The organism is Thermoflexus sp. (genome assembly GCF_042408815.1).
Taxonomy (GTDB): domain Bacteria; phylum Chloroflexota; class Anaerolineae; order Thermoflexales; family Thermoflexaceae; genus Thermoflexus.
In genome coordinates this window covers 23,139-47,525 of sequence record NZ_JBHOQR010000002.1, presented here as the reverse complement: position 1 = coordinate 47,525, position 24,387 = coordinate 23,139, and the positions used below count along the sequence as shown (strand labels likewise).

The 24,387-nt window shown below is 64.4% G+C and carries 18 protein-coding genes, 1 tRNA gene and 1 pseudogene; 5 read left to right on the top strand and 15 right to left on the bottom strand.

Annotated features, from left to right (window positions below; translation table 11 throughout):
* Nucleotides 1–18: 18 nt before the first annotated feature.
* From ACFMO3_RS00425 to ACFMO3_RS00400, 6 genes and pseudogenes are all read right to left on the bottom strand, one after another.
* On the bottom strand, nt 19–840 hold the full coding sequence (locus ACFMO3_RS00425) for a class I SAM-dependent methyltransferase (RefSeq protein ID WP_376788455.1): 822 nt from the start codon (nt 838–840) through the stop codon (nt 19–21).
* An 87-nt stretch (nt 841–927) separates the two neighbouring features.
* Nucleotides 928–1,602 carry a hypothetical protein gene (locus ACFMO3_RS00420; protein WP_376788454.1) on the bottom strand — a complete coding sequence of 225 codons (675 nt, stop codon included), beginning with the start codon at nt 1,600–1,602 and terminating at the stop codon, nt 928–930.
* 151 nt (nt 1,603–1,753) lie between these two features.
* Nucleotides 1,754–2,869, bottom strand: a complete 1,116-nt coding sequence (locus ACFMO3_RS00415; protein WP_376788453.1) for a glycosyltransferase family 4 protein — start codon at nt 2,867–2,869, stop codon at nt 1,754–1,756.
* A gap of 574 nt (nt 2,870–3,443) precedes the next feature.
* A pseudogene (locus ACFMO3_RS00410) lies at nt 3,444–4,346 on the bottom strand (alcohol dehydrogenase catalytic domain-containing protein).
* A gap of 22 nt (nt 4,347–4,368) precedes the next feature.
* On the bottom strand, nt 4,369–5,823 hold the full coding sequence (locus tag ACFMO3_RS00405) for an aldehyde dehydrogenase family protein (RefSeq protein WP_376788452.1): 1,455 nt from the start codon (nt 5,821–5,823) through the stop codon (nt 4,369–4,371).
* A gap of 112 nt (nt 5,824–5,935) precedes the next feature.
* The gene (locus ACFMO3_RS00400) at nt 5,936–6,229 is read right to left on the bottom strand and encodes a hypothetical protein (protein WP_376788451.1); all 294 of its coding nucleotides are present in this window, start codon (nt 6,227–6,229) and stop codon (nt 5,936–5,938) included.
* Between ACFMO3_RS00400 and ACFMO3_RS00395 the strand changes: the two genes are divergently transcribed.
* On the top strand, nt 6,219–6,824 hold the full coding sequence (locus ACFMO3_RS00395; RefSeq protein WP_376788450.1) for a hypothetical protein: 606 nt from the start codon (nt 6,219–6,221) through the stop codon (nt 6,822–6,824). The two genes, ACFMO3_RS00400 and ACFMO3_RS00395, sit on opposite strands and share 11 nt — an antisense overlap.
* 3 nt (nt 6,825–6,827) lie before the next feature.
* Here the strand turns inward: ACFMO3_RS00395 and ACFMO3_RS00390 are convergent, their stop codons facing one another.
* The 3 genes from ACFMO3_RS00390 to recF all read right to left on the bottom strand — a co-directional run bounded on the left by ACFMO3_RS00390 (nt 6,828) and on the right by recF (nt 11,647).
* Nucleotides 6,828–7,736: a DMT family transporter gene (locus tag ACFMO3_RS00390; RefSeq protein WP_376788449.1), complete on the bottom strand. Its 909-nt coding sequence runs from the start codon at nt 7,734–7,736 to the stop codon at nt 6,828–6,830.
* Between the two features lie 9 nt (nt 7,737–7,745).
* Entirely contained in the window at nt 7,746–10,301 is a 2,556-nt protein-coding gene (locus tag ACFMO3_RS00385; RefSeq protein WP_376788448.1) for an N-acetylmuramoyl-L-alanine amidase, read from the bottom strand.
* A 131-nt stretch (nt 10,302–10,432) separates the two neighbouring features.
* The gene (recF, locus tag ACFMO3_RS00380) at nt 10,433–11,647 is read right to left on the bottom strand and encodes a DNA replication/repair protein RecF (protein WP_376788447.1); all 1,215 of its coding nucleotides are present in this window, start codon (nt 11,645–11,647) and stop codon (nt 10,433–10,435) included.
* A gap of 206 nt (nt 11,648–11,853) precedes the next feature.
* On the opposite strand from recF, the gene ACFMO3_RS00375 reads away from it, so the two are divergent.
* Both ACFMO3_RS00375 and ACFMO3_RS00370 read left to right on the top strand, forming a co-directional pair.
* Complete coding sequence (locus tag ACFMO3_RS00375; RefSeq protein WP_376788446.1) at nt 11,854–12,876, top strand: carbohydrate ABC transporter permease; 1,023 nt, start codon at nt 11,854–11,856, stop codon at nt 12,874–12,876.
* A complete protein-coding gene (locus ACFMO3_RS00370; RefSeq protein ID WP_376788445.1) occupies nt 12,873–13,688 on the top strand; it encodes a carbohydrate ABC transporter permease in 816 nt (271 codons plus the stop codon). The genes ACFMO3_RS00375 and ACFMO3_RS00370 overlap by 4 nt, the downstream gene beginning before the upstream one ends.
* Nucleotides 13,689–13,905: 217 nt before the next feature.
* On the opposite strand, the gene ACFMO3_RS00365 is transcribed toward ACFMO3_RS00370, so the two are convergent.
* Nucleotides 13,906–13,993: transfer RNA gene (locus ACFMO3_RS00365), tRNA-Leu, on the bottom strand.
* An 88-nt stretch (nt 13,994–14,081) separates the two neighbouring features.
* On the opposite strand from ACFMO3_RS00365, the gene ACFMO3_RS00360 reads away from it, so the two are divergent.
* Nucleotides 14,082–15,296, top strand: a complete 1,215-nt coding sequence (locus ACFMO3_RS00360) for a S41 family peptidase (RefSeq protein WP_376788444.1) — start codon at nt 14,082–14,084, stop codon at nt 15,294–15,296.
* 122 nt (nt 15,297–15,418) lie between these two features.
* Here ACFMO3_RS00360 and ACFMO3_RS00355 read toward each other — a convergent pair whose 3' ends face one another.
* The 4 genes from ACFMO3_RS00355 to ACFMO3_RS00340 form a co-directional block, all read right to left on the bottom strand.
* Nucleotides 15,419–16,792: an NAD(P)/FAD-dependent oxidoreductase gene (locus tag ACFMO3_RS00355; protein ID WP_376788443.1), complete on the bottom strand. Its 1,374-nt coding sequence runs from the start codon at nt 16,790–16,792 to the stop codon at nt 15,419–15,421.
* Nucleotides 16,793–16,895: 103 nt separating this feature from the next.
* The gene (locus ACFMO3_RS00350; RefSeq protein WP_376788442.1) at nt 16,896–17,819 is read right to left on the bottom strand and encodes a stage 0 sporulation family protein; all 924 of its coding nucleotides are present in this window, start codon (nt 17,817–17,819) and stop codon (nt 16,896–16,898) included.
* Between the two features lie 82 nt (nt 17,820–17,901).
* Nucleotides 17,902–18,927, bottom strand: a complete 1,026-nt coding sequence (locus tag ACFMO3_RS00345; protein ID WP_376788441.1) for a radical SAM protein — start codon at nt 18,925–18,927, stop codon at nt 17,902–17,904.
* The gene (locus tag ACFMO3_RS00340) at nt 18,833–20,245 is read right to left on the bottom strand and encodes a (Fe-S)-binding protein (protein ID WP_376788440.1); all 1,413 of its coding nucleotides are present in this window, start codon (nt 20,243–20,245) and stop codon (nt 18,833–18,835) included. Before ACFMO3_RS00340 ends, ACFMO3_RS00345 begins: the two co-directional genes overlap by 95 nt.
* Before the next feature lie 342 nt (nt 20,246–20,587).
* Between ACFMO3_RS00340 and ACFMO3_RS00335 the strand changes: the two genes are divergently transcribed.
* Nucleotides 20,588–23,374 carry a glycosyltransferase family 39 protein gene (locus ACFMO3_RS00335; protein WP_376788439.1) on the top strand — a complete coding sequence of 929 codons (2,787 nt, stop codon included), beginning with the start codon at nt 20,588–20,590 and terminating at the stop codon, nt 23,372–23,374.
* A gap of 69 nt (nt 23,375–23,443) precedes the next feature.
* Here the strand turns inward: ACFMO3_RS00335 and ACFMO3_RS00330 are convergent, their stop codons facing one another.
* A complete protein-coding gene (locus ACFMO3_RS00330) occupies nt 23,444–24,190 on the bottom strand; it encodes a class I SAM-dependent methyltransferase (RefSeq protein WP_376788438.1) in 747 nt (248 codons plus the stop codon).
* Nucleotides 24,191–24,387: the final 197 nt, after the last annotated feature.

Sequence of the window (24,387 nt, the reverse complement as noted above, 5' to 3'; positions counted from 1 at the left end):
ACGCCCCTCCCTAAACCGTTATTCCGGCCGAACGGCGACGGCGAATACTTCCCGCTCGAAAAACCAGCGGAAGGGGATCCAGTGAAAGGCGATGTGACGCAGGGCGCGAAAGATCCAACCCTCCTGCCGGTTCTGCGGCGGGGTGGCTAGCCAGACCTTGACCCGGTGGAACCCTGTCCGGCGCAAGGTCCACCACAAGCCGAGGGGGCCCTGCTCGTTCACATGGACCGCCTCATTGATCGGGACGTTGAGGGCGCGCGGGTTCGGCGGATAGAGATGCCCCAGGCCCTGAAGGGTGCGTATGAAGCGGACCAGGGGGTAAGCGTAGGCGTCATACCAGCGGTTCGGTGCGGTGTGGATGACCAGCATCCCGCCCGGTTTCAAAACCCGGTAAGCCTCCCGCAGGGCGAGGCGAAGCTCCCATGGGAAAAGGTGCTCGACCACATCGAACATCAGCACCCGGTCGAACACCCGGCTGGCGAAGGGGAGGAACTTGGCATCGGCCTGGGCGAGGCCCGCCGGAGCCTGCAGGTCCCCTGCCCGCCGCAGGAGATCCGCCGAGAGCCGGACAGCCGCTTCCGCGTAATCGATTCCGGTGGCGTAAGCCCCCAATCGGGCACAATGGCGAACAATCTCCCCCCGCCCGCAGCCCACATCCAGCACCCGCATGCCAGGCCGGACCTCGGCCACCGCAAAGGCCGCCTGGAGCCTCCGGGAGAGATGTTCCCCCTGCGTGCGCAGGAATTCCTCGTAGCCCTCACAGGCGGAGAGGAAATAATCCTCCCCATAAAGATGCGGTGGAAGAGAGGGTCCGTGATCGAAAGATGGTTTCCGAATCAAACCTGCCCTCGCTCCGGAAGGGAATCTTCAGGGGCCGACCGCAAAAGCCCTCCGGAGAAAGCCAGCGACGCAGCTTTCCCTCACTCATTATAGAGCAGGATCTGCCGGCTGGCCCTGAGCAGTCCGCCAGCCGGCGAAGGCCACCAGCCCCCATCCCAGCAGGTAAAGCCACCCCTGGAACTCCGTCGGGCGCGCCCGGCCGATCGCATCCAGCCCCCCGGGGAGCGCATGCAGCGCGGGGGCCATCACCGTGTAGAGGGCAATCAGCGTCCCGATCCCTCCGATCGCAACCGACAGCCTGTCCGGTCGGATCACTCGCCCTGCCTCGCTCCGGCGCGCCATTCGGACGCCCACCCCCATCATCAGCGCTGCGGCCAGCATCGGCGCCCAAACCGGCCCCCACCACGGCAGAGGGATCAGAAAGAGGAGATCCCAATCCTCCAGGGAAACCGGCCATCCGATGAACACTCGGAGCCAAGCATAATACAGGATATCCCACAGGCCCCAGGCATACAGGAAGAGGCCCCACCGGGCCGCAGGGGTACGACCGGCCAGTGAGCCGGCCGTGAACAGCATCACCAGGGTGGCGATCTCCCGGCCCAGCTCAATCGGGGTTAGCCAATCGGGACGAACCGGCGTATCCCGCAGCAGATCCGTGATCCCATACACCTGTCGCAAATACACGACCACGGCGCTCTCCACATAGGCCATCGCGACGGTGAAAAGGCTCAGGATCAGCAGGCGCTCCCTCCATCCGGACATCCATGCCTCCTTCCAATGATGTATGGAATCGCGCCGCTGGCTTCCCCTGGGCTTCTGGGAGCGGGGCGAGGCTCCTTCAACGCCCCGCATCGCCCCTGGGAGGATTTTCCTCCATGGCCTTTGGGGTTATGAGGAGAGGGAAGAGGATCGCTCACGAATGGCATAACCATTCGTGGAGCGCCTCCCAGATCGTCCGCGCGCATGCTTCCCAGGAGAACCGTTTCCGGTTCGCATGGCCCCGAGCGATCTGCTCCGCGCGAAAACCTGGATCCCGGGCCAGCCGCTCCAGGGCATCGATCCACGGATCCGGATCATCAGGAGGCAGAAGGAGAGCGCCCTCCCCCGCCACCTCCCGCAGGCTCCCGTTCGGGGTGCAAAGGACCGGCACGCCACAAGCTTGGGCTTCCAGAACGGGGAGCCCGAACCCTTCATACCAGGACGGATGCAGAAAGGCCTCCGCCTGGCTGAGCAATGCGCCCCGGCTTTCATCGTCCACATAGCCCGTCAGGATCAGACGGCCCGCCCAGATCGGATCCTGGCGCAGGCGCTCGAAGACGGGATCGGTCCATCCAGGCTTGCCGACGATCACAACCTGGCCCTCCCACCCCGCGGCTATCCGACGGGCGATGATCCGCAGGATCAGGCCGAAATTCTTCCGGGGATGGATCGTGCCCACCGCGATCACATACGGCCGTCGGATCCCGAAACGGCGAAGGATCGGCTCTGGATCGGCGGGGATCGGCGGGGGGTCGTAACCAGGATAAGCCACCACGACTTTCTCCGGAGGGATTCGATAAAAGCGGATGAGATCCATCCTCGTCGCCTGGGAATCGGCGAACACCACGCGGGCGACCACCGCGCTCCAGCGGGTGGAAAGATCCAGATACAGCCGCTGAAGCAACGGATGGGCTTGTGGGAAATACCGATAGCCCAGGTCATGGATGGTGACGGCGCTCGGCGGATGATACAAGGGGATCACGTGAGCGGGAACAAAGAGCACCGCCGGGGGATGACAGATCATCTCCCCGGAGAGACGGAGATGGGTCCACAAGCGGGGAAAGGAGAGCACCCGATGCTCCACCCATGGCGCATGCGGGAAGAGCCCGGGGGGCGGAGGATCCCGGAAATACAACCGGAGACGTACTCCTTCCGCCTCCGCCAAGGGGATGAGGGCTCGAACGACGGCCTGGGCATACCGCTCGACCCCAGTGGGCTGGGCCAGCGTGGTCCGACTCGCATCGATGCCAAGGATCCGTTCCCCGGCCATATCCCGCCCTCCGATGGAACGTCCTTCCGGCGGGGAAGACCGCGCGATGGCTTTCCCTATTCGAAGCATAGCATGCGTTCCGATCCCATGAACCGCTGCCCGGGTTTCACTCTGACGATGAGAGAATGAAAAGAGGTCGGCTGTCAAGGAGGCGCCCGATGAAGGGGGAAAGCCTCTGGATGGGACTGGCCACGGCCTGCTCCCGGCCGACCCCCGGAGCCGGCTTTCTGGAGCATGCTGGGGCCGAACCTTCCCTCTGAAAGGCCAGCGCCGGCCCAGATGGAGGCCCCGGGGGCGCTCCCGACCACCCCGGCGGACACCCCGGTGGGGATTTCATCGCTCGGGTGGGCGGCCTCCGGTGGGGTTAAAAGAGGGAGAGGCCGGAGAGGGCCGTCGATGCCGGTCTTTCGTTCAACGTGCGCCCGGAGTGGCGCCCCCGGTGGCTGGTGATCTCCGCCAGCCGCACCAGTGGCGGCCTGCTGGTTCCCTTCCCGATCACGCTTTCGGATCTCGTCGCGCGGGTCGAGGTCCCTCCCCGGCCTCCGGCCGGGGGACGCTGAGGGCAGAGGTCAGCTTATGCTTCCTCCATGCGGACGATCTGGCGCACCACCTCGCCGCGGGCCAGGGCGTCGAAGCCCTCGTTGATCTCCTCTAAGCGAAGGGTGCGGCTGAGGAGCAGGTCCACAGGCAGCCTCCCAGCCTGATAGAGCGCCAAGAAACGCGGAAGATCCCGACGGGGGACGGCAGAGCCCATCTAAGCGCCTTGAATGGTTCGCTCCTCTCCAACAATGCTTACCGCGGGCACGCTGAACAAGCGCTCGGGATGCGGCAGGCCGATGGTGACGGTGGTGCCGCCCCGGCGGGTGGCCTGATAGGCCTGGATCAGCACCCGCTCGTTGCCCACGCTCTCGAAGGTATAGTGGGCGCCGCCCCCGGTGAGATCGCGGATCACGGCCACCGGATCGGTCTCCTGCGCGTTCACCCCGTAGGTCGCTCCCGCCTTCCGGGCTAGCTCCAGCTTCTCCGGCCGGATATCCACGGCGATTATGGGATGGATGAAGGGATACCCTGCGGCGTTTCGGAACCGACGCGCCCCGCTGAGCAGCGTCCCCGCTATGTTGGCCCGGTTCCCGTTCTCGCACAGAACCGGACGGCCGATGGCGCAGTAGAGGCAGCGACCGCACATGGGAACGAACGAGAAGACCACGGGGTCGCCGGGCTTCAGGTCGTGAACGCCCGGGCCCACCTCCCGCACGATGCCCGCCGCCTCGTGGCCCAGGACCATGGGCATGGGCCGGGGCCGGGAGCCATCGATCACCGAGAGGTCCGAGTGACAGAGGCCGGCGGCCGCGATCTCCACCAGCACCTCCCCTGGGCCGGGCCCTTCCAGATCCACCTCCTCGACGGAAAGGGGTCGGGACTCCCGATAGGGCGCTGGCCGTCCCATCTCATACAGGACTGCCGCCTGCGTTTTCATGTCGCACCTCCAGATCGTGCGATCACGGGGCGGGGCGGATGACCACCATGTGGATATTCGTCATCTCCTCGATGGCATAGCGCACACCCTCCCGTCCGAGGCCGCTTCCTTTCACCCCGCCATAGGGCATGTGATCCGCCCGATAGCTGGGGGTATCGTTGATGATGATCCCACCGAAATCCAGGCCCTGGATGGCCCGCAACACGCGGTTGATGTCCCGCGTGAACACCGCTACCTGCAGTCCATACTCCGTAGCGTTGGCGGCCGCCAGCGCCTCTTCGAAATCCTCCGCGTCCAGCATCGAAGCCACCGGCCCGAACACCTCCTCCCGCACCACGCGCATCTCCGGCCGCACCCGGATCAGCACCGTGGGCCACACGATCGGCCCCTCCCGCCGGGCGCCCGCGACCGCTTCCGCGCCGCCGTGAAGCGCTTCCTGGATCCACCCTTCCACCCGCATGGCTTCCCGTTCGTCGATCAGCGGCCCCACATCCACCCGCTCGTCGAGAGGATCCCCCACCACCATCTCTGAGGCCGCGCGGCTGAAGGTCTCCACCAGCGGCTCGAAGATCCTCCGAACGCCATAGATCCGCTGGACCGAGATACAGACCTGGCCAGAGTTGTAGAAAGCCCCCACGGCCAGCCGCCGGGCCACCCAATCCAGATCCTTTACATCCTCGGCGACGATCACCGGCGTGGTGTTGCCGAGCTCCAGCGTGAGCTTCTTGATTCCCACCACCCGCGTCAGTCGATCCCCCACCGCCCGGCTTCCCGTGAAGCTCACCTTCCCCACGCCGGGATGCCCCGCGAGCCACTCTCCAACGGTTCCCCCGGGCCCGAAGATCAGATTGAAGCCCCCCGCTGGGATGCCAGCAGCCTCCAGCACCTGGGCCAGCCGCACAGCGGTCAGGGGCGTGGCGCTGGCCGGCTTCAAAACCACCGCGTTCCCCGCAGCCAGGGCCGGCGCGACCTTATGCGCCACCAGGTTCAGCGGGAAGTTGAACGGGGTGATGGCGGCCACCACCCCTACCGGCCGCCGCACGTAGAACCCAAAGTAGCCTTCCCCAGCAGGCACCGCATCCAGGGGGATCACCTCCCCCTCGATACGCCGGGCCTCCTCTGCGGCGATGGTGAAGGTCCAGATGGCCCGCTCCACTTCGGCCCGAGCCCATTTCAACGCCTTCCCCGCCTCGGCAGCGATCAGCCGGGCGAACTCCTCCTTCTGCGCTCGGATCCGCTCCGCCGCCCCTCGCAGGATCTCCGCCCGCCGCCAAGCGGGCAGCGACGCCATCGCCTTCGCGCCCTCCTGCGCTGCCGCCACCGCCGCCTCCACGTCCTCCCGCCGAGCCTCCGGCACGGTTCCGATCACTTCCCCCGTGTATTTGTCCCGAACCGGGATCGGCGTCCCACCGTCCGTCCACTGGCCCCCGATGAACTGCTTCGCCTCCCCAAACCGAACCCGCTCCCGAACCGCCATGATGCACCTCCCCTTCGGTTCAAGATCATCTCTGTTCCGGGGAAGCAGCCAGGTAGGCTTTAACGATTCCCCTCCCATCTCCCAGATTACCATGAATCTGCCATCCGGCCCCTCAAAAGATCCCCACCTCCGGCGGCGGGGTGATGGCCTCGCCCGGGAATGTCCAGATCGGATCGAGGATCCGGAAGGGGTAATCAGGGTGGGCTGGAGCGAGATCCTCCGCCCCCAGCGGGGGAAAGATCCCCTCCGGGAGCAGCTCGGCCTCCGGCTTGAGCTCCCGCAGAAACCGGGAGAAATCCGACCACGAGAAATAGCCGAAGGAATAATCCGGCCCCAGCGTGGTCCAGACTCTCCTCTTGTAGGACTCCGAAGCAATGGAGCGAACGCTCCACCTGATGCTCCTCACCCGTCAGATCCCCTCCTTTCGCAACCTGGCCCGCTATCGGGCCTATGGGGAGGTTCAGGAGATCCCAACGGCTGATCTCGCCTTCACCCCCGATGAGGTCCAAGCTCTTTTCACGGCCCAAGGCTACCCGCTCCCCGCGGAGCTCGCCCAGAGGCTGGCGGCGGAGACCGAGGGATGGATCATCGTGCTCCTCATAATCCTGCATCGACTTCGAGAGAGCCGGGAAGGAGCCCTGGAGACGCTCCTGGAACGGATTCCGGATACGCTATCGGATCTTTTCGATTACTTCGCCGAGGAAGCGCTGAACCGCCAGCCTCCGGAGATCCAGCGCTTCCTTCTACAGACCAGCATCCTGACAGACCTGGATCCGGAGGTCTGCGCCGCCGTCCTGGAGAACCCGGAGGATCACGCCTTGCTCCCCCTGGTTGAGGGGCGCGGGCTCTTCCTCAGCGGGAACGGGGAAGGCCGATATCGCTATCACCACCTGTTCCAGAAGTTCCTGCAGCGTCAGGCTCAGGTCCGATTGGGAAGCTTGAAACCCCTGCACCGGCGCGCCGCCGCGTTCTATCAGAAGCATGAGCAAAATGAGCCCTGAATATTAATCCGCAGGGGGAAGCAGGGGCATGCGCCAGCGAGGAAGGGGCGCGTGAGGGGATTCCCGAAGGACCAGCAGGATGCTGAGGATCACTAACGAGGCGCCGGCCCATTGAATCGGCATCAGGCGCTCTCCCAACCATCCCACCGCCAGGGCGACCGTGACCAGGATCTCCATTACGGTCAGCAGGGCGGTCTGGGTCCCTCCCAGGCGCTTGACCCCCACGAACATCCCCAGCCGCGAGAGCATGAGGACAGCCGCCATCGCGAAGATCGGCCCCATGGCGCCTGAAGGCACAGCGGGGTGCGGGTTTCCGAAAACCCACCCGGCCACCGGCGTGAAGGCCGCCATCGCCGTCAGGGCGTAGAGGGTAAGGGTCTGAGCCGGCATTTCATACAGGACCCGCTGGCTGAGCACCACGTGGAGCGCGTAGAAGCCGCTGGACAGCAACACCAGAAGCACACCGAAAGGATCCGGCATGCCCTGAAGGCGGCCTAACAGCAGAACAAGGCCCAGGCTCGCCAACAGTATCCGCAAACGGGTCAGGCCAGGGATCGGATCGCCGTTGAGGCGGCCCATCGCGGCCACCAGGATGGGATACATGGAATAGATTAAATGGGCTACTGCCGCGTCCAGGCGGTAGAGGCCCAGATAGTAAAAAACCGATCCCAGCGCATTGGTGAAGCCCACCGCCAGACAGCCCAGCAGACCAACCGGATAGATATACAGATAGCGGCGCCAGCGAGGGTGGATCAGATAGAGCGCCCAGAGGACCAGGGCGGCCAGCCCAGTGCGCAGGATGACCACCGCCGTGGGATCCGCGCCCGCCCGGTAGGCCCACTTGGCCAGGATCGGCGCCCCACCCAGTAGAATCGCGGAAAACAACGCGACCAGGATCCCCTGCCATTCCATACGGAGACCTCAGGGAGAGCGATAAAGCCGAAGGATCGCCTGGATCTGGGCCATTAGCATCCCCCGCCACGCCACCCCAATCCGCCATCCTCCCGGACATGGCACCGGCTCCAGCTCCTCGTGCCCCTTCACGGATTCCATCCCCAATCCCAGATGATCCAGCAGATAGGCGATGAGCTGGGCCGTTGCGCTCAGCTGGCGCTCGCCCGGAGGGCGCCGGCGGAAATCCCCGATCAGCCCGATGCTGACGGTTGTTGCATTATCGGTCGCCATATGAGAAACTGCCACAGCAAGCGGGTGGATCCGATACAGAATCCCCTCGGCGTCCACCAGGAAGTGATAGCTCGCCCCGGGCATCCCGAGCCGCTCCACCTGGTAAGCCGCGATCTGCAAAGGGGTGATCCCCGCCTCCGTTCCCGTCTGATGCAGGATGAGGCTTCGAATGTGCCCTAACGGGCGCAGGGGAAAAGCGGTTCCCGAACGGGTGGGGAGGCTTCCGGTCAGATCCTGCCACGCCGGCTCCGGCACCCCGGGCACCGGCATGCGGGCTTCCTCCAGGATCGGGCGGACCATCTCCCGGATCTTCGCAGCATGGGGGGAGACATGACGAACGCGCTCCAGAGCTGATCGGATCCCAGGCTCCTCACCGAAGGGAGAGCCCCCCGGGAAGAGCTCCTGAATGGCCTGGATCTGCGAGGGCCCCAGCTGAAGACGGGTGAGGAGCCACGCACAGAGGCGAGCGGTTCGCTCGATTTGCAGCGGGGTAGGATCCTGATCCGCCTGCCATCCGGCCAGGCCGATCCCCACGCTCACCCGCCCATATCCCCCCGCATGACCGGTCATCGCTTCCAGAGGGAGCGTCCAGAAGATCTGCCCGTCAGCTGTGATGTAAAAATGATAGGGGAAACCCGGTTGTCCCCCTTGCTCGACCAGGAAGGCCGCCAGGGCTTCCGGCGACAGATCCCCTGGAACCCTCAGGGGATGCAGGACCAGCCAGCGGATCACTTCTAGAGGGCGCCGTGGCCACGGCGAAGGCTTCCGACGGTGAAGGACCGGCTCCACCCATAACAGGGAAAGATGAAGACGCTGGAGATCCGCGTCGGTCCATGGGCGGGGGACGATGGGCACGGCCCGCGGATCCCCTTCCACGTTCGCATCGATGGCCCGGATCCATCCGACATGCGCATCGAACTGAGCTTGCCACCACCCTCGATCCGCGGTGGTCATCCGGGCTATCCCCCGCTGGCCTTCTGGAAGCTCCAGGATGGCCGGAGCGTGAGCGGAGGGGGCCGTGCGAAGCACCGCCGGCCGTCGCAGCGAAAGGAAGATGGGGCCCGGTGAATCAAGCGGGAGGCTCTGGGGATCCCCCTGGAGGATGAGGGCATCGCGGGGCAGCCACCCGTGACGGCCAGTCTCTGGATGGAGCCATGCATACCATTCCCGATCCTCCGTGCAAGCGAGGGCCACACCGGCCAGGCCCTGTGGAAGGGAAGCTCCCTCCATCCTTCCGCCCGGGCGATCGCAGAGCCGGATTTCCTGACGGAGGATCGCCTGGGGATAGTGCTGGAGCCCCACATCCCATCGGAAGCGCGCCGCCAGCGCCCGATCCAGATCGTCCAGCAAACGCTCTTTGCCCTCCATGAACCAGGGATCCACCCGCTGCCATCGATAGAGGACCATGCACCGAATGAAAGAATGGGGCATCTCCGCGTTCCAGCGATGGATCTCCGCATAAGCCTCCGAGATCCACCCTGTATCCGCATCCGGCCAAGGGATTGGATGCCCTTCCTGATCCCCCATGGAGGCTTCTGTGATGAAGATGGGCCGATAGCGCAGATGGGGGGGGATGGCTTCGATGAAATCGCGATACGCGCGGAAGCCACGACGACGGGCTTCATAAGGTGGGGGGAAGCGATCCTCATCCGCGATGGAATGCGGGTCCGGGCTCTGGCTGGCGACGTGAAGGGCGATGCCGTCCAGATCCTCTCCAATCGCCGTCAAGACATCGTGGAAGTAAACCACCCAATCGCCCGTGGGGTTCCCGGGATAGCGGAGCGCGGCGGTGAAGGGTGCCACAGCGGCGGGGATGACGAGATCTTCCTCGTGGCCAGGCTGGCTACGGATCTCCTCGCGGCATCGCCGGAAACAACGCGCGTAGCGCTCCGGGGTGATCCACTCGGCCGCCTCGAGGCGCCGGGCGGAGGGATCCACCCGGGCGCCGGGCTGCTGTTGGGGGTGGTTGGGCTCGTTCCCGATGACCCAAATGTGGGCGCCCGGGGATGCCGCGACGAAGCGGGCGCAACGCCGGGCAAAGGCCTCATAGCGGTCAGAGGTCGGAAGCGTGCCGTTGGGATATCGGCCGTAGTTCAGCACAACGATGACCCCGAATCCCGCCTCCGCCCATGACTGGTAGATCGAACCGCGTCCACTCATATCCCCCGGATCAGCCCCAATGGTCTCTTCGAAAACCACCCACCCGGTCACGCCGGCTGCGCGGAACCGCTCTCGCCACGGGCCCGGGTCATGGATGCCATACAAGTAAACCGGCCAGGGAGTTCGAAGCATATCCGGTCGCGCTTTGCCCGATAGGGATCTCCAAGGGTTGGGGGCGGCCTTCGGCAGCCTACATCCCACGAAAGATCTCCGATCGAAGGCGTGGCTCCTACCCCTACCTTATCCCCATTCCCATCGAGGCGCTAATGCGCCTCTCGAAGGAACCCGGCCTGCACCACAAAGCGGCGAACCCGCTCCCGGAACTCCGGTTCGAAGAGCATGGGATCCGCAGCGGTCAGGATGGCTTGCTCTACATCCCCCAGGGCTCGGAGCAGATAGCGTCGGCGCTCCCCATCCAGCTCTGCCATGACCTCGTCCAGCAACAGGACAGGGCTTTCCTGAAAGATGGAAGTCAGCCAGCGGGCAGCCGCCAGTTTGAAGGCCAGGATCGCGGTGCGTTGTTGCCCGCGAGAACCATAAAGGCCCAGGTCTACGCCGTCCACAACGAACCGCAGATCATCCCGATGGGGGCCGATCCGGGTGGTCCCCCGCCGGATATCCAGCGCACGCTCGCGAAGCAGAGCACGCCGGAAGGCTTCCCGCAACTCATCCTCCGGCAAGGTCTGCCCCCATGTCATCCCTCCCAGTGCCATCTGCCCCTCCACCTGAAAGGGATCCAGGCCGGGCACATAATGCAAGAACATGGGCTCCCCCCCACTGAGGGCTTTGTGGATATCCTCGGCATAGCGGGCGATGGCTCGCAGGGCGCGGGCCCGCTGATCCATCAGCGGGGCCCCATAGCGAGCCACCGCCTCATCCCATAGATCCAGTTGCGCGGGGTCGCCGCCCTCTTCCTGGAGCTGGCGGAGCAACGCGTTGCGCTGGGCGAGGGCACGCTGATAAGCGGTGAGCGTCCGGGCGAAGGCCGCCGAGGTCTGGGCGATCAGGAGATCCAGCAACCGCCGCCGCTCCACCGGAGGCCCTCCCACCACCTCGACATCCTGCGGGGTGAACAGGACAACCGCGGCCTGTCCGAAGAGATCCAGCACCCGATGGGGAACCCCGTTGATTCGTACCTGTTTGCGGATGGAGGCCGCCTCTGGCGTGAGGGTTGGACGGGAGGGTATGCCCCCCTCCGCCACCAGCGTGAGCTCCAAACGAACCGGGCCGTCCTTTCGCACAAATTCGGCGATCACCCGGGCGAACGGCATGGGATCCTGCCAGGCCGACCAGTGGATCAGCTCCCGATCGCTGGGGGTGCGGAACGAGTGCCCCATGGCCGCATAGGCAATGGCCTCCAGGAGGTTCGTTTTCCCCTGGGCGTTCCCGCCGTAAACGATCATCACCCGCGGTTCCAATCGCCACTCGAGCCGCGCGTAGTTTCGAAACTGAGTCAGGCTGAGCGCTCGAAGCCACATCCCGGAACGCCGCGTGAAAGATTTCAGACGTTATCCATCTCAGACTATAATCATAGCAAATCATCGGCGCTTATCCGATCGGGGCGTGCCGGAATTTACAGCGCACACTTGCAGTGAGGCGGATGACCCCTTTTCAGAATCCCGATAAGTGGGCGAAGCAACCCAGCGTCCATGGCGCAGATCGAGCAAACGGGGAGGAGGCGAGGATGGAGAAGCGCCCTCGGGATCCGACGTCCACCCTCGGCGTGCCCCGGGTCGCGCAACGGGCGGTTCCAGTTCCCCGATGGCTGTATCCTGGGAGGGAAATCCGGCGGCGCCTGGAGAGCGCGCTGCCGGTTCTCTTGCTCACCCCCTCCGTGATCGCGGTGTTGATTTTCGTCTACGGGTTCATCGGGTGGACCGTCTACATCTCGCTGACCCGATGGAACGATGTGCTGCCGGATTACACGTTCATCGGTCTGCGAAACTATGTCGGGCTGTTTCAGACTCCGCGGTTTCAGGCGGACATCCGCAACGTGGTGGTCTTCACGACCCTTTTCCTACTGGGGGCGATCGGAGTGGGCTTCTTCGCCGCCCTTTTGCTGGATCAGCGGGTGAAAGGGGAAACGTTCTTCCGCAGCGTGTTCCTGTTCCCCATGGCCATTTCCTTCATCGTGACCGGCATCGCTTGGCAATGGCTGTTCAACCCCCAAACCGGGATCAATCTTCTTCTGAAATATACGGGCTACGCTGGGCCCCTGCCGCGCTGGTTCACGGATCCTTCCATTATGTTCGGCGTGAAAGTGGGGGCGATTCAGGTAGGGATCCCGGTGGCGTTGATCCCGGTGGTGATCGCCGCCACGTGGCAGCTTTCCGGGTTCACCATGGCCATGTATCTGGCCGGCCTGCGGGGGATCCCGGAGGAGCTGCGGGAAGCTGCCCGGGTGGATGGGGCCAGCGAGTGGCAAATCTATCGCCATGTGGTCCTGCCGCTGCTCCGGCCGGTCACCCTGAGCGCCTTGATTGTGCTGGGGCATATCTCCCTCAAGATCTTTGATCTCACCGTGGCGATGACCGGCAGCGGCCCCGGGTTCGCCACGGACATGCCTGCCTACTTCATGTTTGAAACCACGTTTCGGGGAAACCATTTCGCCCAGGGAGCCGCCATCGCCACCCTGATGCTGCTCCTGGTCGCTGCTCTGATCATCCCCTACCTCCGCTACAGCTTGAGCCGGGAGACCGAGTTATGAGGCTGGGACGCGTCGGGATCTACGCGGCCTTATGGGCGCTGACTCTCTTTTATCTGCTGCCCGTTTACGTGCTGCTCCTTACGGGCCTGAAGAGCTTCGCCGAGGCAGATCTGACACGGATGTGGAACTGGCCGACCCAGCCCTCGCTGGCCGCCTTCGCTAAGGCATGGGAAAAGCTCTCCCCAAACTTCATGAACAGCGTCTACCTGGTGATCCCAGCCACTGTGATCTCTTCCTTCATCGGCTCCATCAACGGCTACATCTTGGCCCGGTGGCGCTTTCGAGGATCGGAGCTCCTCTTCCCGGCCATCCTCTTCGGCATGTTCATCCCCTATCAGAGCATCCTGATCCCACTGGTTCGTTTCCTTCAGTCCATCAACCTCTACGGCTCGATCCCAGGGCTCATCCTGGTCCACGTGGTTTATGGCATCCCCATCACCTCCCTCATTTTTCGTAATTACTATGCGTCGATCCCCGGGGAGCTGGTGGAGGCCGCCAAGATCGATGGGGCTTCCCTGCTGGGAATCTATCGCTGGGTGATGCTCCCCCTTTCCCAGCCTGGATTCGCCGTGGTGGCCATCTGGCAGTTCACCCAGATCTGGAACGATTTCCTCTTTGCGGTCACGGTGACCAATAAGCCGGCTCAGCAGCCGATCACGGTGGCGCTACAGAACCTAGCGGGGAGCCAGATCGTCGAATGGAACGTCCAGATGGCCGGCGCGCTGCTGGCCGCCCTGCCTACGCTGCTGGTTTACATCTTCCTGGGCCGCTTCTTCCTGCGCGGGTTACTCGCAGGGGCCCTGAAGGGATAGACGAGCAGCCGAACGAGCCTTCACCCGATCTTGTCGCAAAACGTCAAGGTGCGGGGTGGCTTCGCTGCCCCGCCATCTGAACTTCCCCTGCCCCATGTTGTTGTAGCATGCAGGATCCGATCAGGGGGTCTTCTGAGCCTGGGAAGGAGAAAGTCGTGGATTTGCGCCCGTGGGAAACTCGAGGATATATAAAAACCCCGGCAGGGGGCCGGGGTTCTGGTGCCCGGGGCGGGATTTGAACCCGCACGGCCTGAAGGGCCAGCGCCCCCTCAAGACGCCGCGTCTGCCTGTTCCGCCACCCGGGCAAGGCCATAGCAATTATACCCGCAGTCCATCACATCGACAAGACTCATCGCCTCCATTAGGTTTTTAATCGCCATGAGGAGGCTGACCGTGAATAGCCTACTCCGACGCGCAGGAAACCTTCTTCTATTTGCTATCCTGGCAACCGGATTGCTCGGCTCCGCGTTTCTAAGCGGGTTCGCCGTCGCATGGGGAATGCACCCAGCGCCTTCCCAGACCCGGTCCGCCGCCCCGCCCCAGGATCTCCAGCAAGCTTTCGGGATCTTCTGGGAAGCGTGGAAGCTGATTCAGGAGGAATATTACGGCGAGATCCCTTCTCCCCAGACGGTGGCCTACGGCGCTGTGCGGGGCGCCCTGCAGACCCTGGGGGATCCCTATACATCTTTCATCGAACCCAAGATCGCCCGGATCCTGGAGGAGGACGCCTCGGGACAGTTTGAAGGGATCGGGGCCTTAGTGCGCATGAACCGAGACAACAAGCTGGAGATCGTGCGCGTCTTCGAGGGCTCCCCAGCCCAGAAAGCCGGTATCCGGGCCGGGGACCTGGTGATCGAAGTCAACGGGCAATCGATCGTCGGCTACAGCATCTATGAGGCAGTGGCACTGATCCGGGGTCCGGCTGGCACCTCAGTGACCCTCACCATTGAACGGCCTGGACAGCGCGAACCCCTCCGGGTCACCGTCACCCGGGCTCGCATCACCATCCCTGTTGTGGAAGCTCGTATGCTTCCCGAAAACATCGCGTATATCCGGCTGCTCGACTTCAGCGCTCAGGCGACCCGTCAGCTCCAAGAGCAACTGAAAGAGCTGCTGGCCCAGAACCCACGGGGCCTCATCCTGGACCTGCGCGACAATCCCGGCGGGTTCCTCGACCAGGCCATCCAGGTTGCTGATCTCTTCCTGGATGAGGGGATCGTGGCATATGAGCGCACGAAGGACGGCGAGGAGCGGGTGTTCCGCTCGAAGAGCGGCGATATCGGGGAAAAGATCCCCATGGTGGTGCTGGTGAACGCCGGCAGCGCCAGCGCCACAGAGATCGTGGCCGGCGCTCTGCAGGATCGCGGTCGGGCCCGACTGATCGGCGAGCGAACGTTCGGGAAGGGATCTGTGCAGCTCGTCCACACCCTTTCCGATGGCTCCGAGCTGCGGGTCACCATCGCCCGCTGGTTCACGCCCAGCAACCGGGCGATTCACGGGGAAGGATTGAAGCCGGACATCGAGGTGAAAGCAGAGCCTGGAGCGGAAACCGGAGGGGTGGATCCTCAGCTGCAGCGTGCGGTGGAGGTCCTGCGGCAGGGGCAATGAGCCATCATGAATTGCCGGCATCCCTTCGGGATCGCCGACAGCGGGATCTCCCTGGCCCTCGCCAGGGGGATCGCCCTTTTGTCTTCCGCTTTACGGGGCAATGGCAGCTGTAGGGATCCATGCTACAGCTGCCACGTCTCCCCCCATGCGTTCAGGCGTGCCCGGTAATCGGGGCGTTCATAGCGATCCAGGGTGAAGGCGGAGGCGTAATCCGGAAGCGGCTCCCCCAGGATATGGGCGGCCAGGAGCTCCCCTGCCCCCATCGCCGCCATGATCCCGAAACCGGAGAGCGCGCCGATGAGATAGGCTCCCTCCACCGGCATCGGGCCGATCAGCGGCCGGTTCTCCGGCGTCCGGACATAGTATCCTCCGTCCACAACTGGGCGTGGCATGCGGGCCAGGTAGACCTGCAGCCCGGGGATCGCCGCCATCAGGCCTCGCAGCGCCACCTCCGGGAACAAGGGATCCTCCGGGAGCGGGAAAATCGGCTCGACCGGCCGTGCTGCGTAGGGCCAAAGCATCAACACGTAGGAGCTCTCCGCGCCACCCTCCGGCCGCAGATGGGCGCCCCCGGGCAGCTCCTCCAGCAGCTCCGAACGCCCCATCTCCCTCAGCAGCTCTCGCTCTTCTTCCGACCACAGCAACCGCTGAGGATCCGCCCAGATCACCAACGGCGCGTCCCTGGGGATCACCTGCTCCACATCCGGGAACATGACCTTCCGATGCAGCTCGCAAAAAACCGGCAGCTCAACCCCTATCATCCGGGCCACATCCGCGACAAACGGGCCTGCCGCGTTGATCAGACATCCAGCGCTCACTGTTTCCTCGCCTCCGGGGAAAGCCAGCCGGACCGCCTGGAGCCGGTTCCCTCGCACCGCAACCGCCTGGAGCGCTGCAGAGCGGAACATCACCCCCCGAGCCCGCGCCTGCTCCAAAAGCACCATGCCCAGGCCGTAAGCGCTCAGCCAGCCACACCGGCGAACGTGCAGGACGGCCAGGGTTCGTTCAGAGAGATAGGGAAAGAAACGGCGGATCTCCCGGGGATCCAGGAACACGTCCACGCCGTCGGGCAGCCCATCGAAGCCTTCCGGCGGGGATGGGAGGTAGAGAGGATCCGAGGGGGAACCTGTGTGCCGGCGGACCGGGCCGGCGCCATACCGGGCGGCCTGTTCGGCGGCCTGGAGGAGCTGTTCCGCTCGGGAGGGATCGGCGGTAGCGTAGAGGTAACCCCGACGGTTCATGCGGAAGGCGTTCCCACAGGATCGAGCCAGCTCCTCCAGGAGATCGATGCTCCGGTTCATCAGACAGACCATCGCATCATCCGGACCGGGCCACCAGTTGCGATAGGCCTCTGTCGATTTATCGCTGGTGAGACTGAGAGGCGCTCCGCGATCGATCAGAAGGATCCGAAGGGAGGGCTGGCGGAGGCTCAGATGATAGGCCGCGGAGATCCCGGCGATCCCCGCCCCGCAGATCAATACATCTACTGTCGCCATCGCCGATTCCTGAACCTCATCGAAGGGGTCTTCAAGCTGAGCGGCGGGCCTTTACCTCCTCACCCCACCTTCACCCGGCGGAATTCCCATCCCCGAGGGCTCGCTATCCAGATTCCTCCTTGTTCCCCCCATTGCGCCGACCACAGGTGCAGTTCTCCCCGTTATGGCATGGCCTCTCCGCCTTCTGCTGGAGCGCCTTGAGTTCCTCCAAAGGCTGAAGCTGATCCTTAGAAACCTCATGGAGTTGATCCCCCACCCGGACTAGAGCGGCTTCTTTCAATGGAAGCACCTCCACCACCACGCCTTCCCCGTGGGGGGTCATCACCGCCTTGCCCTTCTTCGGAAGCTCCTGCTTCGCCCGAACGTATTGCTCGTATTCATAGATCAGGCAGCACCGAAGCCGCCCGCACATCCCAGTGATATCCTCTGGGTTCAGGGAAAGACCCTGTTCCTTGGCCATTTTGATCGAGATCGGGCTGAATTCGGTCAGGAAGAGGGAGCAGCATCGGGTCTCCAAGCCGCAGGCCCCCATTCCGCCGACGATCTTGGCCACATCTCGCGGGCCGATCAACCGCAGCTCCACCTGCCGTCCCCGGTAAGCTTCCTCTAACCGCTGCCGCAAAGGCTCCAGATCGACCTTCTCTTCGGTGTGGTAAAGGAACGAGATATGCTTCCCATCGAAGGAGATCTCCACCTTCACCATCTTGATCGAAAGCCCGAGCTGGCGAGCATGGTCCCGAGCCACCACCAGGGCCTCCATCTCCTTGCGCTCCCAGTATTTGCGGATCGCCAGGTCCCGATTGGTGGCCGGCCGTTCCACCGGCCGCAGCGGTCCCTCGATCCGGCCGCTGCGGGGCATCCCTATGGAGACCACCTTGCCGAGCTGCTTGCCCCGCGGGGTCTCCACGATCACCCAATCGCCCACCTGCAGCGCATAAGGTCCGGGGTCGAAGTGATAGATTTTTCCGACTGGATGGAATCGAACACCCACCACCCGCTCGCTGGCTGAAACCATCTCTGCGGCCATTGCGATGCTCCATCCCGCATCGTGTTTCGGGCAGGAAGGCTCTGGCGCCTCGCTGTGGGCGCGCTGCCCCTTTGAAGGGAGGTCACTCAATGGCGATCCACTCCATATGGGGGATCACCAGCCGCCAGCGGACATCGAAGCGCCACAGGCCGGCCTCCCGCGCGATCCGGAAAGCTTCCTCCATCTCCTGAGGGAACACCCGCCGGTTGATCTCCGTATAGCGGGGATCCGTCTTCGCCTTCCAGGCCGGATAATATTGATCCATCAGGTTGACATAGGTGTCTCGCGAGAGCCCGGCCAGCCACCGCATGATCTCCCGGGTCTCCTCCAGAAGGCCGGGCATCACCAGGTGGCGCACCAGCACCCCTCGCACGGCCAGACCCTCCTCATCCACCCGAAGCTCGCCCACCTGGCGGTGCATCTCGGCAATCGCTTGGCGGGCCACCTCCGGGTAGTTCGCCGCCAGCAGATACTTCCGGCTTCGCTCGGGGGTCCACAGCTTGAAATCCGGCATATAGATATCCACCAGCCCTTCCATCACCCGCAAGCTCTCCAGGCTGTCGTAGGCGCTGGTGTTATATACGAGAGGCACCCGCAGGCCCATCTCGATGGCATACGGGAGCGCCTCCACGATCTGCGGCACCACGTGCTCTGGGGTGACGAAGTTGATGTTGTGGCATCCCATCTCCTGAAGCCGGATCATCAGCCGGGCCAGCTCCTTCGGCGTTAACTCCTCCCCCTCCCCCAGCTGACTGATTTCATAGTTTTGGCAAAAGACACAGCGTAGGTTGCACCAGGAGAAGAAGATAGTGCCCGATCCGCGCCAGCCGCGGAGGACGTCCTCTTCCCCGAAGTGCGGGAACGCGCTGGCCACGCGGGCGTAGCGCCCCACCCGACAGACCCCGAAGGCATTGGCCAGACGGTCCACCCCTTTGCACAGACGCGGACACACCCGGCAGGAGGGCCCTAGATGCGAAAGGGCCTCCTCTACCTTCTCCTTCAGACGGCCTTCTTCATAGGTCTTCAGATAGGCGGGGATGAACTCGCGACGGGGGATCAGGAAACGGCCGTTCCCATGGACTTCCGGCGGGATCACCCAGCGCCCCATCCCCCCTCCTTTCTCGAACCGACAGCCCAGCATCCAGAACTTCAGAGAGATGGCGAACCTGGATCGCCGCGCCCGATCGGCGGGCTCCCCACTCCAGCTGGAGCATGCAGCCCGGGTTGGCGGTGACCACCACGGAGGCGCCGGTGGCGGCGATATCGGCCATCTTCCGCTCCAGCAGCCGGCGGGACATGGCCGGATGGGTCAGGTTGTAAATGCCCGCACTCCCGCAACAGCGGGTCGCGTCGGGCAGCTCCCGGAACGTTGCCCCCTGCAGCCGGCGCAACAGCGCCCGGGGAGGCCGCCGAACCCCCTGCCCATGGCTCAAGTGGCATGGCTCATGATACGTCAGGCAGAGCCCCGGAGCGACCGGCTGGAGGTCCTCCGGCCAGATCGCCTCCAGCCACTCCGTGAGATCCCGGACTCGGGCGGCGAAAGCACGCGCGCGGTCCGCCCACCCCGGATCATCCGCCAGAAGATGCGCATATTCTTTCAGGAAGCCGCTGCACGCCGCACAATCGGCCACGATGGCATCGAGAGGTCCCAGGGCCTCAAAGGCGGCGATATTCCGGCGGGCGAAGCACCGCGCCGTCTCCCGCAGGCCCTGATCGTCCTGAGGCGCACCGCAACAAACTGGATCCGGGGGGACCATCACGGCGCACCCCAGGCGCTCCAGCAGGCGGACGCTGGCGCGCACGACGTCACCATACACCGCGTTCATCACACATCCCAGGAAGAAGCCCACCCGATAGCGCGGCGCCGGCGGGGAGGCCCGGCGCGTTAGCTCCTTTCGAACCGGACGGGCAGGCCGGGGGGCGAGATCCAGCAGCTCCCCCAGCAAGGGGAGGAAACGAAAGAGACGACGGGCGAGCGGGATCAGGCCCAGGCGCCAGGCCCAGCGAAGGGGCGCGGCGGCCCACTCCGCCGCGCGGGGCGAGCCCAGGGCGCGCTCCAGGAGCAGACGAAGCCACCATGGGCGCGGACGCTGGGCCGCGGCCGCCGCCCGGCCCGCCACGATCAGCTCCCCGATGGGGATCCCGGCCGGGCAGACCGTATTGCAGGCCCGACAATCGAGGCAATGATAGAGATGAGCCTCCACCGTCTCATCCAGGGACAGCCGTCCCTCCTCCACCGCCCGGAGGAGAGCGAGACGCCCCCGGGGGGATTGCACCTCATGGAGGGTCTCCTGGTAAGTCGGACAAACCGGGAGACAGCGAGCGCACCGAATGCAGGAAAGCAGGGCCTCATAATCCGGCCCCTCGGCCAGAGCCACTTGCAGGCCGGGAATCGGCTCGAACAGGCGAGAGGCAAAGCCACCCATCTCTTCCCCTTATAACCACCGGATTCTAACCCGGAGCCCGGAAAACCGGGAGGCAAGCATGTCTGGATCCGACATCTTCAGCCGATTCGATGAACCCAGGACATCAGGCCGTCGGTTCCAGCAGAACTTCCATCGTTCATTCTACCCCACACAGGCTGATTTTCGAAACCCTAATAGTTAACATGCCGTTGGTTTGATTTTTGTTTGGCCCCGACGGGAAGTTTAAGGAGTCCCGATGGTTCAACGATTCGCCAGGGGGAAGAAGACCGCTTACCATGAGGGTTCGGAAACCGTTCCAGAACGAGGCGCTTTCCAGACCTATAGAAGAGGCGAGAGCCACCGATGGGACGCGGCGTTCGGATCGACCGATGGCTGATCCTGATGATCCTACTGGCCTTCGCCCTCCGGCTCCATCGGATCGCCGTCCAGAGCTGGTGGTGGGATGAAGGCTACAGCACCTATCTGGCCCGTCACGGCCTTCTCACCGCCATCCGGATGACAGCGGTGGATATTCATCCCCCCCTTTACTACATCCTGCTCTCGATCTGGGGGACATTCGTCGGTTACACGGAGTTCACCACCCGTTTCCTATCCACGATCTTTGGGATCCTGACGCTTCCCCTGCTCTATCGGGTCGGCCGGGAGGGAGCGGGGCGCGCCGTCGGGCTTCTGGCCGCCGGGCTGGCTGTGCTGGCCCCCGCTTATGTGTATTATTCCCAGGAAACCCGAATGTATACGCTGTTCGCCCTGGAGTATCTTTTCACCCTTTTCCTCCTCGGCCGCTTGATGGACGCCCAGCGCTGGCCCCCCGGCCTCCTGACGGCCATGGGCCTCACTGAGGCGGCGATGATGTATACGCACTACTTCTCCGTGGTTGCCGTCATCTTCCTGAACCTGGCCGTCCTTTTCCTGCTCCTGCGTCAGCCTATCGAAGATCGCCGCTGGAATTTCCGCCGCTGGGCCCTCACCCAGGCTCTGGTGGTCCTCGCTTACGGGCCCTGGTTGCCCCCCGCCTACCGCCAGACAGGCCAGCACAGCGACGAGCGAGCCGCCTTCCCCACGCTGTTCGAGTTCCTCTCGCTGACCTGGCATTTCTTCAACATCGGCATCCGGGAGGTCCTAGGGAAGACGGGGGAGCCACCGCCGCGACCCGGGTTTGTGGCCGCCTCAGCCGCTTATGGAATCGCCTTCGCCGGCACGCTGCTGCTCGCCGGGCTGGCCGCGTGGCGCCGCCATCAGCCGGTTCCCATCCGCCCCGCCATGTGGCTGGGGGCCTTTGCCCTTCCCCTGCTGCTGGTCTTCGGCATCACCCGGTGGAAACCCATCGTCCACCCCCGCTATATCCTGATGCTCACCCCGGCCCTCCTGCTCACCGATGCTTTCCTGATGGCGACGCTCTGGCGGGAACGCCCCCCATGGCGCCTGCCCGGCCGGGCCCTGAGCGCAGCGCTGGCCCTGGCCATCGGGGCCACCTCCCTGCAGGGGCTCCAGATCGTCTACTATGATCCAGCCTTCTTCCGAGAGGATGTGCGAGGGGTGGCCGCCTATCTGAGCGCGGTCACAACCCCGGATGACGCCATTGTGGTGGATTCCGAGGAATACACGTTGCAACAATATTACACCGGGCCCTCCCCTATCCAGGGGATCAAAATGCGAGGCCGGGAGGCGGAAGGCCTGGCCGAGCTCCAGGCGATCACCGCAGGCCGACGGCGGGTCTTCCTGCTCCACTGGTTCCGTTCGGTAACAGATGACAAGCGCTTCATTCCGTTCCTGCTGGAATACGCCGGCCGGCTGATCGACCACCGGGAATTCGCCGGCTACACCCTGTGGGTCTACGAACTGGAGCGCCCGGTGGCGATGCCACCGCTGCGACCGATCTCGATCAACTTCGGGGATCGCCTGTGGCTGTCCGGGGTCTTCATGGAGACCGAGGCGCACGCCGGGGAAGGGGTGGCAATCGCCCTCCGCTGGCGGATGCCGGCGCCGATCCCGGAGAACCTGAAAGCCGCTGTCGCCCTCCTCGACGCCGGGCGACAGCGGGTCAGCGGCATGGACTGGATGCTGATGAACGACCTCCACCGCTATACGGCCCGCTGGTCCCCTGGGGAAGAGACCACCACCTATTTTGTGGTCCCAGTCCCCCTGGGCGCGCCTCCCGGGCCTTACACGCTGACCGTGACGCTGTATCGGGAACCCGGCTTGAAAGGGTTGGACATCTTGGACGAGTCCCACAACCCCGAGGGCCAGGCCCTGACCCTGGGCACTGTGGACGTGAGCCTGCCTCGTGCCATCGCCGATCCCTACGGGACGATGGCGGGAATCCCTCGTCTGGAGACCCCCGTGGCTCTGGGGGACGGCCTGCAGCTCTTAGGATTCCAGCTCCCATCTTCGCCCCTCGCTCCCGGGGAACCCATGCACGCGTGGCTGCTGCTCCAGTCAGATCGTCCGGGCCTGCCCGCTCTCCCGTTGTCCCTGGAGATCCGGCGCGGGGAGGAGATCCTGGGCCGCCAGGAAGGGGATCCGGGCTATGGTCGCTATCCAGTTTCCCGATGGATTCCCAGGCTGCCCGTTCTGGAGCGGCGAGTGGTCTGGATATCGCCTCAAGCGAGCCCCGGACCGGCGGAAGTATGGCTGCGGTGGGGAAACGGGCCTGGCGTCTCTCTAAGAACCGTAGAAATCGCCGGGCGGCCGCGCCGGTTCGAGCCACCGCCTTACGATATCCCGGTGGGCCAGCGCTTTCCTGGCGTGGCCGAGCTGGTCGGGATCTCCCTGGATCGCACCACAATCCGGGATGGGGAAACCCTGAACGTCCGCCTGGTCTGGCGCGCCCTCAACGAAGATCCCATCGAACGCCCCTATGTGGTTTCCGTGCAGGTTCTGAACGCCGGGGGACGCCTGGTCGGTCAGGACGACCGGATGCCGGCCGATGGCGCTTCTCCGACCACCTCATGGGTCTACGGGGAATTCATCGAAGATCCCCATCCGGTGGCCTTCCGCGAGCCCCTCTCCGGCGAGGGCCACCTGATCGTCGTCCTCTATGATCCAGATCGCATGCAACGAGTACGAGCAGCCGATGGACGCGATCACATCGAGCTGCCAGTGCGGGTCAGGGGAACCCCATCCCCATAAGAGGAGAAACCCATGGGCCCATCTCCCGGGGGTAGAGGTTGAGGGCCATTCCCCCTGCCCGATGGAAACTCAACTATGTGAGCCATGTTTCACTTTTTCCACAACCATGAAATGGGAAAGGCCCAATCGATTTAGCGGCGTGCCTTCCAGGAAATCGGCCAGACGACGGAAGAGACGTCCTATCCCGGGATATCGCCGCTCGATCCGGTCGAAGGCGGGGAAAATCCGCGTGTGATAGAGGATCCGGACGGGGAGGCCGGCGAAAAGGCGACGCAGGGCGCGGCCGCTGTAGGTCCGCACGTGAGGCGCCAGACGACGGCGCAAGGGATCCGGCAGGTAGTTGATGAGCGGGGTGTTCCCGAAGTGGTAACGCCCCCGCCAGTAGTGTCCATGGGTCTCAAAGGGGAACCAGCGGTTGGGACAGAACAGGAGGATACGGCCGCCGGGGCGCAGCACGCGGACCATCTCGGCCACTGCGCGGCGGTCATCGGCCACGTGCTCGATGACCTCGTGGGAAAGCACCACGTCGAACGTATTATCGGAGTAGGGAAGAGCTTCGGCGGCAGCCATGACCAGGAGGCGGATGCCGCGCGCCTGCGCCTCGCGCAGGTATGCCTCCTCAATGTCCAGCCCATAGACCTCGGGAGTGAACGCCTGAAGGGCCTCCACATACGTTCCGACCCCGCATCCATCCACCAGGACGCGGGCATCCTGGAGGGGAGCGAACTGTCGCATGAGCGTCAGGCGTCGCGCCTGACCTGGGCCCCAGACCAGGCTGGGCACCCCTCGTTGCGCGGCCTTCTCCAGCGAGATCATCCGGAGAGACCTCCATGGCTGGGCCCGGGGGATTCCGGGGCGCGATCGCAACCGGCGCCTGCTCTATTATAGAGCGGCTTCCTTGACGATGTCCCCCAGAGGATGTACCCTGACCAGGGGGCCACCAGCGGGATCGGGTATTTCGCCGTGCTCCCCGATCCCGCCCGCCCCCATGGGATCTGCGCCCCGCTATTGCT

Coding starts and splice junctions, on each gene's coding strand:
- ACFMO3_RS00390 (WP_376788449.1), bottom strand. CDS start 7,736: ATGGAATGGCAGGGGATCCTGGTCGCGTTGTTTTCCGCGATTCTACTG.
- ACFMO3_RS00415 (WP_376788453.1), bottom strand. CDS start 2,869: ATGGCCGGGGAACGGATCCTTGGCATCGATGCGAGTCGGACCACGCTG.
- ACFMO3_RS00375 (WP_376788446.1), top strand. CDS start 11,854: ATGGAGAAGCGCCCTCGGGATCCGACGTCCACCCTCGGCGTGCCCCGG.
- ACFMO3_RS00405 (WP_376788452.1), bottom strand. CDS start 5,823: ATGGCGGTTCGGGAGCGGGTTCGGTTTGGGGAGGCGAAGCAGTTCATC.
- recF (WP_376788447.1), bottom strand. CDS start 11,647: ATGTGGCTTCGAGCGCTCAGCCTGACTCAGTTTCGAAACTACGCGCGG.
- ACFMO3_RS00335 (WP_376788439.1), top strand. CDS start 20,588: ATGGGACGCGGCGTTCGGATCGACCGATGGCTGATCCTGATGATCCTA.
- ACFMO3_RS00355 (WP_376788443.1), bottom strand. CDS start 16,792: ATGGCGACAGTAGATGTATTGATCTGCGGGGCGGGGATCGCCGGGATC.
- ACFMO3_RS00395 (WP_376788450.1), top strand. CDS start 6,219: ATGCTCCTCACCCGTCAGATCCCCTCCTTTCGCAACCTGGCCCGCTAT.
- ACFMO3_RS00340 (WP_376788440.1), bottom strand. CDS start 20,245: ATGGGTGGCTTTGCCTCTCGCCTGTTCGAGCCGATTCCCGGCCTGCAA.
- ACFMO3_RS00420 (WP_376788454.1), bottom strand. CDS start 1,602: ATGTCCGGATGGAGGGAGCGCCTGCTGATCCTGAGCCTTTTCACCGTC.
- ACFMO3_RS00345 (WP_376788441.1), bottom strand. CDS start 18,927: ATGGGGCGCTGGGTGATCCCGCCGGAAGTCCATGGGAACGGCCGTTTC.
- ACFMO3_RS00385 (WP_376788448.1), bottom strand. CDS start 10,301: ATGCTTCGAACTCCCTGGCCGGTTTACTTGTATGGCATCCATGACCCG.
- ACFMO3_RS00370 (WP_376788445.1), top strand. CDS start 12,873: ATGAGGCTGGGACGCGTCGGGATCTACGCGGCCTTATGGGCGCTGACT.
- ACFMO3_RS00330 (WP_376788438.1), bottom strand. CDS start 24,190: ATGATCTCGCTGGAGAAGGCCGCGCAACGAGGGGTGCCCAGCCTGGTC.
- ACFMO3_RS00350 (WP_376788442.1), bottom strand. CDS start 17,819: ATGGCCGCAGAGATGGTTTCAGCCAGCGAGCGGGTGGTGGGTGTTCGA.